Origin of the sequence: Pseudomonas sp. DCA-1 (assembly GCF_046523955.1) — a bacterium.
GTDB lineage: Bacteria > Pseudomonadota > Gammaproteobacteria > Pseudomonadales > Pseudomonadaceae > Aquipseudomonas > Aquipseudomonas putida_Y.
The window spans coordinates 803,844-816,474 of sequence record NZ_CP169881.1 but is presented as its reverse complement, the minus strand read 5'-3'; the positions used below and the strand labels follow the sequence as shown (position 1 = coordinate 816,474).

Sequence of the window (12,631 nt, the reverse complement as noted above, 5' to 3'; positions counted from 1 at the left end):
AAACTGTTGTCTGATCGGACGCATTCGCGGGCAAGCCCGCTCCTACAAGGGCAGGCGCTGAAATAGGGGATGACGCAAGTGTTCAGGCGTAGGTGTCGATGAACCGGCCAAGCATTTCGTCGGATGCCTTAGCGACCTTTGCGCCGAGTTCGACTTCGGTCTTGCCCACCGCCTGTTGCACGACACTGGTGGCCATGTCCATCTGCTGGCTGCGGTCGACCGCGCGCAGGCGTTCGGCCTGAAAATCGCTGGACTGGCTAGTGGCGGTGCGTTCGGCAGTGGTGTTGGCGATCTGGCTGGCGGCTTGATCGACGCGGTTCTGCCCGGTCTGGATTGCGCTCAGGCCCGCGTAGTAGGCGGAGCTACCGGTGATTTCCATGTCAGGACTCCATTGACGCTGGATGACGAACAGCCCCAATTAAAGCAGGCTGGGCGCGAAAAGGCCCGTTTAAATCCCTAATGGCTCAATGCCAGTTGATAGGCCTTGGGTATTCCTGCACTGGCCTCTTCGCGGGCAACCCCCGCAAGGAGGCCGGGCCGGCAACATACTAATCCAGCAAATCCAGCTGCAGATGCTCAGCCACCATGTCGGCACTGGCCTGCTTGAGCTTGGGCACCCGCCCCAGACATGGCGCCGGCAAGCGCTCTGCAAGGCTGGCCAGGTTCTCTTCCAGGCGCGAGGTACGCGGCTCGATGATGTTTGCCACCCAACCCGCCAACTGCAGCCCATCACGCTCGATCGCCTCGGCACTAAGCAAGGCATGGCTGATGCAACCCAAGCGCACGCCTACCACCAGAATCACCGGCAACCGCAGGGCAACGGCAAGGTCGGACAGGTTCTCCAGGCCCGACAGCGGTACGCGCCAGCCACCGGCTCCCTCAATCAGGGTGAAGTCGGCATTTTGTTGCAGCACATTGCGCATCGCCGCGAGCAGTTCTGGCACGGCCAGCGTCACCCCTGCCTCGCGCGCCGCCACATGCGGGGCAATAGCAGGCTCGAAGGCAAACGGATTGACCTGCTCATAGGGCAGCTTGACCGTGCTTTCGTCGATCAGCGCCAGGGCATCACTATTGCGCAAGCCTTTCGGCGTCATCGTACAGCCCGAGGCAACCGGCTTGGCACCCAGCGTGCTCATGCCCTGCAAACGTGCCGCATGCAACAGGCCGGCGGCAATGGTGGTCTTGCCGACATCGGTATCGGTACCAGCAATGAAAAAGGCCTGGCTCATCGTGCTCCCCTTACGCCTGTGGTTTGCGCAACACACCATAGACCACTTGATAGGTGGCTGGCAGCCCTGCGGGCTGGCGAAATGCCTCATAGGCCTGCAGCAGGCCCTGCATTCGCGCCCGGCCGGTGAGACCGGAAGGTCGCCCAGGGTTCAGATTGTGCGCCCCCAACGCCTTCAGTTCGTGGGTCAGGCTGCGCACATCCGGGTAGTGCAGCACATGCGGGCACCGCTCCAGCTCAAGCTGTTCAAAACCGCTGGCTGCGCACAGGCGCTGATAGTCCTCGAAACGGCGGAAGCGGTTTACATGCACCAGACCATCCACCGCCTGCCAGCTGGCGCGCAGTTCGTCGAGGGTGCCCACGCACAGGCTGCTGAAGGCCAGTACACCGCCTGGGCGCAGCACCCGCTGCGCCTCGGCCAGCACACTGGCGAACTGATCGCACCACTGCACCGCCAGGCTGGAAAACACCAGGTCGACGCTGCCATCGCGCAGCGGCAAACGCTCGGCGTCGCCAACCACGTGATACTGCGCCCCGCCCTTCACATGACGGGCGTGCAGCAACATGCCTTCGGCAATATCCACCGCCACGCCACAGGCCTGGGTGAAACGCTCGGCCAGCATGCGGCTGAAATGGCCGGTGCCGCTGCCCAGGTCCAGCCAGTGTGACGGCTGCAGGCCTGCCGGTAACTGCTCCAGCAGGCTCAGACCTACAGCGCGCTGAAGGGCCGCCACGCTGTCGTAGCTGGCCGCGGCGCGGGAGAACGAGGCCGCCACCTGGCGCTTGTCGGGCAATGCGCCGGGCAGGGTCGGACGGGAAAGGTCAGTCATCGCCACTCTCATGCAGGAAACTCTTGATGCCCGCCGCCAGCTCCTGCGGGTACTCCAGCAGGAACGCGTGGGAACTGTCTTCGACCAGGCCCACTTCCACATCGGGCAACAGCTCGCTCAAGGCCTTTGCCGCCTCTGCCGGCACTAGCGCATCGCTGCCGGCAAACAGGTGCAGCTGCGGGCCTCCATAGGCTTGCAAAGCTTCGCGGGTGTCCAGCTTGGCCAGCACTTCAAGGCCAGTGGCCAGGTACAACGGGTCGGTATCCGGCACGCCGACACCCAGTTGGCGCAACAGGGTACGCGGCTGCAGGGCGCCGTCGCTGCACAAGGTACGGAAGCGCTTGAGGGTGACCTGGGTATGGCTGCGGCAGCCGTCGAGGAAGGTGCCGAAGGTGTCTTCGGCCATGCCGTGCGGCCAGTCTGGCCGGGCCAGGAAGCTGGGGTTGCTGGCCAAGGTCAGCAGCCCGCAGCAGTGGTCGCCACGCTTGTGCGCCAGCGCGCTGGCCAACATGCCACCCAGTGACCAGCCACCCAGCCAGGCATTGCTGGGCAGCTTGCGGTCCAGATGGTCGATCCAGGCCTGCACATCGCTGTGGGGCAGTTCTGGCAGGGGCATCAGCTCTACCTGCAGGCGGGCGTCCTGGGCCCGCAGGCTAGCGGCCAGCGGCTCCAGCGCAGCAGTTCCCAAGCCCCAGCCAGGCAACAGAACAAGTCGATTACGCATCGGCGTTCTCCAACTGTGGATAACACTCGGCCAATGCATTCAACAATAGCTGCACCTGCGCCTCGCTGTGCGCGGCGCTCAAGGTCACCCGCAGGCGTGCGCTGCCAGCCGGCACGGTGGGTGGGCGGATGGCCGTCACCAGCAAGCCGCGCTCACGCAGCAGGCGTGACAGACGCAACGCCTTCGCACTGTCGCCGATCACGATAGGCTGGATTGGCGTCGGGCTGTCCATCAACTGCAGCCCCATCTGCTGCGCGCCTTTTCTGAACTGGCGAATCAAGGCTGCCAGATGCTCACGACGCCAGGTTTCACGGCGCAGCAGCTCCAGGCTCTTGAGTGTGGCGCAGGCCAGCGCCGGTGGCTGGCTGGTGGTGTAGATGTAGGGGCGGGCGAACTGCACCAGCGCCTCGATCAGCTCTTCGCTGCCAGCAACAAAGGCGCCCGCAGTGCCGCAAGCCTTGCCCAGCGTGCCGATCAGCACCGGTACGTCATCTACGCCCAGGCCAAAGTGTTCGACGATACCGCCGCCCTGTGCGCCCAAGGTACCCAGGCCATGGGCATCGTCAACCATCAACCATGCGCCGCGGGCACGGGCGACATCGGCCAGCGCCGGCAGGTCGGCCAGGTCACCGTCCATGCTGAACACGCCATCGGTCACCACCAGGGTATTGCCGACCGCCTTGTCCAGGCGGCTGGCCAGGCTGGCCGGGTCGTTGTGCAGGTAGCGGTTGAAGCGGGCACCACTGAGCAGCCCGCCATCCAGCAGCGACGCATGGTTCAGGCGGTCTTGCAGCACCGTGTCGCCCTGCCCCACCAGCGCGGTGATGGCGCCCAGATTGGCCATGTAGCCGGTGGAGAACAACAGCGCGCGCGGGCGCCCGGTGAGTTCAGCCAGTGCCTCTTCAACCTGATGGTGCGGTGCGCTGTGGCCAACCACCAGGTGCGAGGCACCACCCCCCACCCCCCAGCGCTCGGCGCCGGCCTGCCAGGCGGCGATCACTTCGGGGTGGTTGGCCAGGCCCAGGTAGTCATTGCTGCAGAAGGCCAGCAACCGCTGGCCGTCGACCACCACTTCCGGCCCCTGCGGGCTTTCCAGCAACGGCCGCTGCCGATACAGGTCTGCTGCGCGCCGTTCGGCCAGGCGCACAGCCAGATCGAAAGCCATGTCAGGCTGTCGCGGCGTCGTAGAACATCTCGCTGCTGCGCTGCTCGACCAGCGCTTGCTCGATGGCTGCCTGATGCACTTCGTCAGCGTGCTCTTCACGCGCTTCGGGCTTGATACCCAGGCGTGCGAACAGCTGCATGTCCTTGTCGGCCTGGGGGTTGGCGGTGGTCAGCAGTTTTTCGCCGTAGAAGATCGAGTTGGCGCCCGCCATGAAGGCCAGGGCCTGCATCTGCTCGTTCATCTGCTCGCGGCCGGCGGACAGACGCACGTGAGACTTGGGCATGAGGATACGGGCCACGGCCAGCATACGGATAAAGTCGAACGGGTCGACGTCCTCTTCCTCAGCCAGCGGCGTGCCGGCTACCTTGACCAGCATATTGATCGGCACCGACTCCGGGTGCTCCGGCAGGTTGGCCAGCTGGATCAGCAGGCCGGCACGGTCGTCCAGCGACTCACCCATGCCCAGAATGCCACCAGAGCAGATTTTCATCCCGGCATCGCGCACGTAGGCCAGGGTCTGCAGGCGCTCGCTGTAGGTACGCGTGGTGATGATGCTGCCGTAGAACTCTGGGGAGGTGTCGAGGTTGTGGTTGTAGTAGTCCAGGCCAGCCTGGGCCAGGGCTTTGGTCTGCTCCTGGTCGAGCTTGCCGAGGGTCATGCAGGTTTCCAGGCCCATGGCCTTGACGCCTTTGACCATCTCCAGCACGTAGGGCATGTCTTTGGCCGACGGGTGCTTCCACGCCGCCCCCATGCAGAAACGGGTAGAACCGATGGCTTTGGCGCGGGCAGCTTCTTCCAGCACCTTCTGCACTTCCATCAGCTTCTGTTTTTCCAGCCCGGTGTTGTAGTGGCCGGACTGCGGACAATATTTGCAATCTTCCGGGCAGGCACCGGTCTTGATCGACAGCAAGGTCGAAACCTGCACGCGGTTGGGGTCGAAATGCGCGCGGTGCACGGTCTGCGCCTGGAACAGCAAGTCATTGAACGGTTGCTGGAACAGCGCCTTGACCTCGGCCAGGGACCAGTCGTGACGTGTTGTTGCAGTTGTGCTGGCGCTCATCGGCGTTTCCTTGTTTAGGCTGTAGCTGGCGCCGGGACAGGAAAGCCCGCCAGCGCATCACGGATAGCTCGCATAGTCATGGAAGGCCTATGAACTGTCAACTGTACTGGAAGCGACTGGTTTACAAGTGCTCACTTATTGATCAGCAGTGTTTGTTATGCGATGAGCCTGCCGAGCAGCACTACCCGCTGTGCATCACCTGCGAACAGGCGCTGCCCTGGCTGGGTGATCAGTGCCGGCATTGCGCCCTGCCCTTGCCCATGGCCGGCCTGACCTGCGCCGTTTGCGGCCGCGGCTTGCCGGCCTTCGATCAGGTCATTGCCCTGTGGCAGTTCGGCTTTCCGGTGGACACGTTGATCAGCCGCTTCAAGCACAATCGCCAATGGCCTTTGGGGCGCCTGATGGCTGAGCTACTCGGGCAGGGGCTGCTGTATCGCTATGCCGAAGGGCTGCCCCGCCCTGACCTGCTGTTGCCTGTGCCTTTGGCCAGGCGTCGACTGCGCGAGCGGGGGTTCAACCAGGCGGGGATGCTTGGGCGGTGGTTGTCGTCGCACGTCGGGGTAACATGCAACGAGCGTTTGCTGGTGCGAACACGCGAGACACCGGCACAGCAACATCTGGGTGCCAGGGCACGACGGCGCAATTTGCGCCAGGCGTTCGCGGTAACGGGCGAGCTGGAAGGCAAGCATGTCGCCATCGTCGATGATGTGTTGACCACCGGTGCCACTGCGCAGGCTATTGCCCTGACACTGCGCAAGGCAGGTGCACGGCGGGTGGATGTGTATTGCCTGGCACGTACGCCAAAACCGGGGTATGTATGACCTGGCGCGACCTGCCCATTTGCAAAGCACCCTTGTATACGGAATACCCATGTCCCTACCCCCCCTTCTCACCCAGCACATCGCCCGCCGCCCACAGCGCATCGCGCTGCTGCAGCACATTGCCGAACAAGGCTCGATCACCCGCGCCGCCAAGGCAGCCGGTATCAGCTACAAGGCGGCCTGGGATGCCATCGACGAGCTCAACAATCTGGCCAGCCAGCCCTTGGTCAAGCGCAGCACCGGTGGCCGTGGCGGCGGCGGTGCGCACTTGTCGCCGGAAGGCGAGCGGGTGCTGCGCCTGTACCAACGGCTGCAGGCCCTGCAGGCACAAATCCTCGAAGCCGCCGAAGAATCCGGCGACCTCGACCTGCTCGGGCGCCTGATGCTGCGCACCAGTGCGCGCAACCAGTTGCAGGGCCAGGTCAGCGGCCTGCGCCCAGAAGGCCGGTATGACCGCGTCAGCCTAGCATTGAGCGGCGGGCTGGAGATCGATGCGCTGATCACCCACGACAGCACTGCGCGGCTGGAGCTGACAGCGGGAACGATGGTGGTGGCGCTGCTAAAGGCCGGGTGGGTGCGGTTGCTGGCGCAAGAGGAAGAAGCCGAGGAGGGCAGCAACTGTTTGAGCGCGACGGTGGAAGAAGTGCTGGCCGAGGAGGACGGCCCCAGCGAGGTCAGGCTGGCGCTGGGTAATGGGCAGACGTTGTGTGCCATTGCAGAGGCGCAGTGGTTGGCTGGGCAACAGGTGGCGGCCGGCAGTTCGGTGCGGGTGCAGTTCCATCCGTCCTATGTGCTGATCGGGATACCGGCTTAGCCTCGCCACGCGGTGGGCGGATTGCGGGCATGCCTGTGAAGAAGCCGGCACAGGCATAACGCGCTACCATGGCCCCACGCCGCTTACCCTCCGGAGCCACCATGTCCCACCCCTTCGACACCCTCACCCCCGACCTGGTCCTGGACGCAGTGGAAAGCTTGGGCTTTCTCAGCGATGCGCGGGTGCTGGCGCTGAACAGCTACGAAAACCGCGTGTACCAGGTGGGCATCGAAGACGCGCAGCCGCTGATTGCCAAGTTCTACCGCCCAGGCCGCTGGAGCGATGCAGCCATCCTTGAAGAACACGCCTTCACGGCCGAGCTCGCCGACTGCGAAGTCCCGGTGGTTGCGCCCATGCAGCACGATGACCGCACCTTGTTCGAGCACCAGGGCTTCCGCTTCACGCTGTTCCCCCGTCGCGGCGGCCACGCCCCCGAGCCTGGCAACCTCGACCAGTTGTATCGCCTGGGCCAACTGCTCGGTCGCATGCATGCCGTGGGCGCCAGCAAACCGTTCAAGCACCGCGAGGCACTGGCTGTGGACAACTTTGGCCACGCCTCACTGAATACCTTGCTGGAAGGTAATTTTGTCCCGCGTGAACTGTTGCCGGCGTTCGAGTCCGTGGCACGCGACCTGCTCAAGCGGGTGGAGGACATCTACGCTCGCACACCACACCAGCTCATCCGCCTGCACGGCGACCTGCACCCCGGCAACCTGATGCACCGTGACGAGGTGTACCACGTGGTGGACCTCGACGATTGCCGCATGGGCCCAGCGGTGCAAGACCTGTGGATGATGTTGGCCGGCAACCGCGAGGAGCGCCTGGGGCAACTGGCCGAGCTGATCGACGGCTACAACGAGTTCCACGACTTCGACCCGCGCGAGCTGGCCCTGATCGAGCCCCTGCGCGCCCTGCGCCAGCTGCACTATAGCGCCTGGCTGGCAAGGCGCTGGGACGACCCGGCGTTCCCGCCCAGCTTCCCTTGGTTCGGCCAGCCACGCTACTGGGGCGACCAGATTCTCGCCTTGCGCGAACAAATGGCTGCGCTGGATGAAGCACCGCTGAAATTGTTCTAGAAGCGCGCCCACCTCTGTCTACAATAGGCGTCGCTTTATTTAGCAACCTAAGCAAGGATTCTGCATGCACGCCGCAAACCCGCGCCGCGGGTACATACTGGGCTTGAGCGCCTACATCATCTGGGGCCTTTTCCCCATCTACTTCAAGGCAATCCAGAGCGTCCCGGCGGTGGAGATCATTGTCCACCGGGTGCTCTGGTCAGCACTGTTCGGCTCGCTACTGCTCCTGGTGTGGAAACACCCCGGCTGGTGGCGCGAACTGCGCAACAACCCGCGCCGGCTGGGCATCCTGGCACTGAGCGGGGCACTGATCGCCGGTAACTGGCTGACCTACGTGTGGTCGGTAAACAACGGTCGTATGCTCGAGGCCAGCCTGGGCTATTACATCAACCCGCTGATCAACGTACTGCTGGGCATGCTCATTCTTGGTGAGCGCCTGCGCCGCCTGCAATGGCTGGCGGTGGGCATGGCCGCCGTGGGTGTGGCGCAGCAGGTGTGGCAAGTGGGCAGCCTGCCATGGGTATCACTGGTGCTGGCGTTGAGCTTCGGCTTCTATGGGCTGATCCGTAAGCAGGCGCCGGTAGCAGCACTGCCGGGCCTGGTGGTGGAGACCTGGATGCTGGTACCGCTGGCCCTTGGCTGGCTGCTGCTGCACCCGTCAGCGATGAGTGCCCAGGGCGCGTTCTATACCAGCAGCGAGGCGCTGTGGCTGATGGCGGCGGGGCCGGTAACGCTGGTGCCGCTGGTATGCTTCAACGCCGCCGCGCGGCACCTGCCGTACACCACGCTGGGCTTCCTGCAGTACCTGGCACCGACTTTGGTGCTGTTGCAGGCCGTACTGCTGTTCGATGAGCATTTGTCGTCGAGCGCCTTGGTGGCCTTCATGTTCATCTGGGCAGGTTTGGCGATTTACAGCGTGGATGCATGGCTGAGCTTGCGCAAACGTAGCTGATCAGAAAACGATCAAAACTCTGCAGGCCATGTAGCTACTGGCCTGCAGAAACATCTCCATAGGTTATCCACACCCTCGTCCCCGTGCTTTGTGCACAAGCTGCTGATAATTGGGTGTTTTTTGAGCAAAGCTCTGCAGGGCACGTGATGCCTGGGCTGGAGAGGTACGCCCCCAGGTTATCCACAGGGCCTTCCCCGTGATATCGGGATAACCTCCGGCCAGGATCAATCCTCCGGCCGCAACTGCAACTCCACCATCAAATCATCCGCCAGACTCTCCAGCTTCTGCTGCAATTCATCCAGCGAAAGGGCCAGCGGCAACGCCAGCAACGCATCGGCATGAAACAACGGCTCACTGCTCATTGGCGCGGGCCGCACTTCGGTAGTGAACCGCTCCAGATTCACCCCAAGGTCCGCCAACAAACGGGTAATGTCCCGCACGATCCCCGGCCGGTCATTACCCACCAGCTCCATGGCAATTGGCTTCCAGGTGCACGAGGGCTCGATCCCGCTCTCGGCAATCAGCACGCGAATGTCATACCTGGCCAGCCCCTGCAACGAGGCCACAAGCTCGGCGTAATTCTCTGCCGGCACCGCCACCCGCAGAATGCCAGCAAACTGCCCGGCCATACGCGACATGCGGCTTTCCAGCCAGTTACCACTGTGGTCGGCGATGCACTGGGCAATACGTTCGACCTGGCCGGCCTTGTCAGGGGCAATTACAGTCAGTACAAGATGATCCACAAGCCCTTCCTCGTGTCGGACCGCGCCGGGCGGCAGAAAATCGGGGGATCGAATCAGTATAGGCAAGGCGCGGCAACCTGCCGCAGGGCAATCCGCACAGCTAATCGTGTACTGTTTCAAGATTTATCTGGAACAATCCACCTGTTTTTTGCGAACATACCCACTCCCAGCGTGACCATACGCGACCATCGGGTCGCATAACGGCGCTTTTAGTCTGATTTTGCCCCGCCTACTGCTTCATGTAGTATCCCGTGGCGCGGACTACAAAACGTCGTTTGGATGTCTGCCAAGGCGCCTGTGAAAATACGCACACTGTCTGCCAGCCTGTCTGGCCGGCCGCACCCAGCCGCCCCGAAGGGGCATGCACTGGTGCCGTGTTTAGAGAAGCGCTACAGGCTTAATACAGAAGAGCGAAATAGCTGAGCAGAGTGAGGCAAGCAATGACTGGATACGTTCAAGTCGGTGGCCTTCAGGTCGCCAAGGTCCTGTACGACTTCGTGAACAACGAAGCCATCCCCGGGACCGGCATCGTCGCCGAGCAGTTCTGGGCGGGTGCAGAGAAGATCATCAATGACCTCGCTCCAAAGAACAAAGCCCTGCTCGCCAAGCGCGACGAGCTGCAAGCCAAGATCGACGCCTGGCACCAGGCACGCAAAGGCCAGGCCCACGACGCCGTAGCCTACAAAGCATTCCTCCAGGAAATCGGCTACCTGCTGCCACAAGCCGACGATTTCCAGGCCACCACCCAGAACGTGGACGAAGAAATCGCCCACATGGCCGGCCCACAACTGGTCGTGCCGGTGATGAACGCCCGCTTCGCCCTGAACGCCGCCAACGCTCGCTGGGGTTCGCTGTACGACGCCCTGTACGGCACCGACGCCATCAGCGATGAAGGCGGTGCCGAAAAAGGCCAGGGTTACAACAAGGTGCGCGGCGACAAGGTCATCGCCTTCGCCCGCGCCTTCCTCGACGAAGCCGCGCCACTGGCAGCCGGCTCGCACGTTGACTCCACGGGCTACCGTATCGAAGGCGGCAAACTGGTTGTTGCCCTGAAAGGCGGCAGCAACACTGGCCTGCGCGACGATGCGCAACTTATCGGCTTCCACGGCGACGCCGCGGCACCCACTGCCGTGCTGCTCAAGCACAACGGCCTGCACTTCGAAATCCAGGTCGATGCCAGCACCCCGGTCGGCAGCACCGACGCCGCTGGTGTCAAAGACATCCTGATGGAATCGGCACTGACCACCATCATGGACTGCGAAGACTCGGTTGCAGCCGTAGACGCTGACGACAAGGTCATCGTCTACCGCAACTGGCTGGGCCTGATGAAAGGCGACCTGGCCGAAAGCGTGAGCAAGGGTGGCAAAACCTTCACCCGCACCATGAACCCGGACCGTGAGTACGCGGCGCCTAACGGCGGCAGCGTGACCCTGCACGGTCGTTCGTTGCTGTTCGTGCGCAACGTTGGCCACCTGATGACCAACCCGGCGATCCTCGATGCCCAAGGCAACGAAATCCCCGAAGGTATCCAGGACGGGCTGTTCACCAACCTGATCGCCCTGCACAACCTCAAAGGCAACACCACCCGCAAGAATACCCGCAGCGGCAGCGTGTACATCGTCAAGCCGAAGATGCACGGCCCTGAGGAAGTGGCCTTCGCCGCAGAGATCTTCAGCCAGGTCGAAGACTTGCTGGGCATGCCGCGCAACACCGTCAAGGTCGGCATCATGGACGAGGAGCGCCGTACCACGGTCAACCTCAAGTCCTGCATCAAGGCAGCCGCCGAGCGCGTGGCGTTCATCAACACCGGTTTCCTTGACCGCACTGGCGATGAAATCCACACCTCGATGGAAGCCGGCGCCGTGGTGCGCAAAGGTGCCATGAAGAACGAGAAGTGGATCGGCGCCTACGAAAACAACAACGTCGACGTTGGCCTGGCCACCGGCCTGCAAGGCCGGGCGCAGATCGGCAAAGGCATGTGGGCCATGCCTGACCTGATGGCAGCCATGCTCGAGCAGAAGATCGCCCACCCGCTGGCCGGTGCCAACACCGCCTGGGTGCCGTCGCCAACTGCCGCCACCCTGCACGCCCTGCACTACCACAAGGTGGACGTACAGGCGCGCCAGCGTGAACTGGCCTCACGTACCCCGGCGTCGGTGGACGACATTCTGGCCATTCCGCTGGCTGCGGACACCAACTGGTCGGCCGAAGAGATCCGCAACGAGCTGGACAACAACGCCCAGGGCATCCTCGGCTACGTGGTGCGCTGGATCGACCAGGGCGTGGGTTGCTCGAAGGTGCCGGACATCAACAACGTCGGCCTGATGGAAGACCGTGCCACCCTGCGCATCTCCGCCCAGCTGCTGGCCAACTGGCTGCGCCACGGCGTGGTCAGCCAGGAACAGGTGCTGGAAAGCCTCAAGCGCATGGCCGTGGTGGTCGATCAGCAGAACGCTGGCGACGCCCTGTACCGTCCGATGGCGCCGAACTTCGACGACAACGTGGCGTTCCAGGCGGCAGTGGAGCTGGTGGTGGAAGGTGGCAAGCAGCCGAACGGTTATACCGAGCCGGTACTGCACCGCCGTCGCCGCGAGTTCAAGGCACGTAACGGGTTGTAAGTTACATCTGCGCCAAGGGGGCCGTTTTGCGGCCCCCACTGCGCATCAATCCATTTTCAATTCTCTCTTCACCAGCTCCAACAGCTTGCCCAAATCCACCGGCTTGAGCAGGAAATCCACCACGCCCAGGTGCATCACATCCACTGCTTCTTCCACATCGGTGTCGCCCGACACCACAATGATCGACAACGCCGCCCGCTCCGACGCGCGAATTGTCCTGATCAAGTCCAGCCCACTTTCAGGCTGCATGCGCAAATCGGTAATCATCAACCCGATACGCTTCTGGTAGTGCAGGTACAACCTGGCTTCCTCGGCCCCATCCGCCCCAACCGCATCGATGCCCCGGCTTTTCAGGTACAGAATCAGCGCCTCCCGGTTAACCGCGTTGTCATCCACCACAAGCACCAACGGCCTGGCAGCCACAGGCGCACTCTGGTTTATCACGGCCAAGGCCTCGCGCTCGGCGTCGCTCAGGATGTCGGTGTGCTCGGGCATGCTTGTCTCGTCAAAATAATTCCGCTTCAGCATTAGGACCGCAGTACTTGCGTAACCCGTTTCTCCTTTCGTCGGGTCTCTGACAGGGGCGCTCATAGACTTACG

At 63.1% G+C, this 12,631-nt stretch carries 13 protein-coding genes; 5 read left to right on the top strand and 8 right to left on the bottom strand.

All coding sequences use genetic code 11. The annotated features are described in order from the left end of the window. Positions 1–82 precede the first annotated feature (82 nt). From ACE4QZ_RS03985 to bioB, 6 genes are all read right to left on the bottom strand, one after another. The gene (locus tag ACE4QZ_RS03985; protein WP_103443372.1) at positions 83–379 is read right to left on the bottom strand and encodes a pyrroloquinoline quinone biosynthesis protein PqqE; all 297 of its coding nucleotides are present in this window, start codon (positions 377–379) and stop codon (positions 83–85) included. A 169-nt stretch (positions 380–548) separates the two neighbouring features. After that, complete coding sequence (bioD, locus tag ACE4QZ_RS03980; protein ID WP_003255605.1) at positions 549–1,229, bottom strand: dethiobiotin synthase; 681 nt, start codon at positions 1,227–1,229, stop codon at positions 549–551. A 10-nt stretch (positions 1,230–1,239) separates the two neighbouring features. Continuing rightward, positions 1,240–2,058, bottom strand: a complete 819-nt coding sequence (gene bioC, locus ACE4QZ_RS03975; RefSeq protein ID WP_021782687.1) for a malonyl-ACP O-methyltransferase BioC — start codon at positions 2,056–2,058, stop codon at positions 1,240–1,242. Next, entirely contained in the window at positions 2,051–2,782 is a 732-nt protein-coding gene (locus tag ACE4QZ_RS03970; RefSeq protein ID WP_021782686.1) for an alpha/beta fold hydrolase, read from the bottom strand. The genes bioC and ACE4QZ_RS03970 overlap by 8 nt, the downstream gene beginning before the upstream one ends. Further along, entirely contained in the window at positions 2,775–3,947 is a 1,173-nt protein-coding gene (gene bioF / locus ACE4QZ_RS03965; protein WP_021782685.1) for an 8-amino-7-oxononanoate synthase, read from the bottom strand. The genes ACE4QZ_RS03970 and bioF overlap by 8 nt, the downstream gene beginning before the upstream one ends. 1 nt (position 3,948) lies before the next feature. After that, positions 3,949–5,007: a biotin synthase BioB gene (gene bioB / locus ACE4QZ_RS03960; protein WP_014589423.1), complete on the bottom strand. Its 1,059-nt coding sequence runs from the start codon at positions 5,005–5,007 to the stop codon at positions 3,949–3,951. 89 nt (positions 5,008–5,096) lie between these two features. Between bioB and ACE4QZ_RS03955 the strand changes: the two genes are divergently transcribed. The 4 genes from ACE4QZ_RS03955 (at position 5,097) to rarD (ending at position 8,670) form a co-directional block, all read left to right on the top strand. Then, positions 5,097–5,828: a ComF family protein gene (locus ACE4QZ_RS03955; protein WP_021782684.1), complete on the top strand. Its 732-nt coding sequence runs from the start codon at positions 5,097–5,099 to the stop codon at positions 5,826–5,828. 49 nt (positions 5,829–5,877) lie between these two features. Beyond that, on the top strand, positions 5,878–6,642 hold the full coding sequence (locus ACE4QZ_RS03950; protein ID WP_021782683.1) for a TOBE domain-containing protein: 765 nt from the start codon (positions 5,878–5,880) through the stop codon (positions 6,640–6,642). 101 nt (positions 6,643–6,743) lie between these two features. Continuing rightward, positions 6,744–7,718, top strand: a complete 975-nt coding sequence (locus tag ACE4QZ_RS03945) for a serine/threonine protein kinase (protein ID WP_021782682.1) — start codon at positions 6,744–6,746, stop codon at positions 7,716–7,718. Positions 7,719–7,782: 64 nt separating this feature from the next. Beyond that, positions 7,783–8,670, top strand: a complete 888-nt coding sequence (rarD, locus tag ACE4QZ_RS03940; RefSeq protein ID WP_021782681.1) for an EamA family transporter RarD — start codon at positions 7,783–7,785, stop codon at positions 8,668–8,670. 224 nt (positions 8,671–8,894) lie between these two features. Here rarD and ACE4QZ_RS03935 read toward each other — a convergent pair whose 3' ends face one another. Next, positions 8,895–9,413, bottom strand: a complete 519-nt coding sequence (locus tag ACE4QZ_RS03935; RefSeq protein WP_021782680.1) for a glycine cleavage system protein R — start codon at positions 9,411–9,413, stop codon at positions 8,895–8,897. A 440-nt stretch (positions 9,414–9,853) separates the two neighbouring features. On the opposite strand from ACE4QZ_RS03935, the gene ACE4QZ_RS03930 reads away from it, so the two are divergent. Continuing rightward, complete coding sequence (locus ACE4QZ_RS03930) at positions 9,854–12,031, top strand: malate synthase G (RefSeq protein WP_021782679.1); 2,178 nt, start codon at positions 9,854–9,856, stop codon at positions 12,029–12,031. Between the two features lie 45 nt (positions 12,032–12,076). Here ACE4QZ_RS03930 and ACE4QZ_RS03925 read toward each other — a convergent pair whose 3' ends face one another. After that, positions 12,077–12,622 (bottom strand): response regulator, encoded by a 546-nt coding sequence (locus tag ACE4QZ_RS03925; protein WP_021782678.1) that lies wholly within the window; start codon positions 12,620–12,622, stop codon positions 12,077–12,079. Between the last annotated feature and the right edge of the window lie 9 nt (positions 12,623–12,631).

Bases quoted from the DNA above. Each gene is read 5' to 3' on its own strand.
- ACE4QZ_RS03950 (WP_021782683.1), top strand. From the start codon at position 5,878: ATGTCCCTACCCCCCCTTCTCACCCAGCACATCGCCCGCCGCCCACAG.
- bioB (WP_014589423.1), bottom strand. From the start codon at position 5,007: ATGAGCGCCAGCACAACTGCAACAACACGTCACGACTGGTCCCTGGCC.
- ACE4QZ_RS03930 (WP_021782679.1), top strand. From the start codon at position 9,854: ATGACTGGATACGTTCAAGTCGGTGGCCTTCAGGTCGCCAAGGTCCTG.
- ACE4QZ_RS03945 (WP_021782682.1), top strand. From the start codon at position 6,744: ATGTCCCACCCCTTCGACACCCTCACCCCCGACCTGGTCCTGGACGCA.
- bioD (WP_003255605.1), bottom strand. From the start codon at position 1,229: ATGAGCCAGGCCTTTTTCATTGCTGGTACCGATACCGATGTCGGCAAG.
- bioF (WP_021782685.1), bottom strand. From the start codon at position 3,947: ATGGCTTTCGATCTGGCTGTGCGCCTGGCCGAACGGCGCGCAGCAGAC.
- ACE4QZ_RS03925 (WP_021782678.1), bottom strand. From the start codon at position 12,622: ATGAGCGCCCCTGTCAGAGACCCGACGAAAGGAGAAACGGGTTACGCA.
- bioC (WP_021782687.1), bottom strand. From the start codon at position 2,058: ATGACTGACCTTTCCCGTCCGACCCTGCCCGGCGCATTGCCCGACAAG.
- rarD (WP_021782681.1), top strand. From the start codon at position 7,783: ATGCACGCCGCAAACCCGCGCCGCGGGTACATACTGGGCTTGAGCGCC.
- ACE4QZ_RS03955 (WP_021782684.1), top strand. From the start codon at position 5,097: ATGAACTGTCAACTGTACTGGAAGCGACTGGTTTACAAGTGCTCACTT.
- ACE4QZ_RS03985 (WP_103443372.1), bottom strand. From the start codon at position 379: ATGGAAATCACCGGTAGCTCCGCCTACTACGCGGGCCTGAGCGCAATC.
- ACE4QZ_RS03970 (WP_021782686.1), bottom strand. From the start codon at position 2,782: ATGCGTAATCGACTTGTTCTGTTGCCTGGCTGGGGCTTGGGAACTGCT.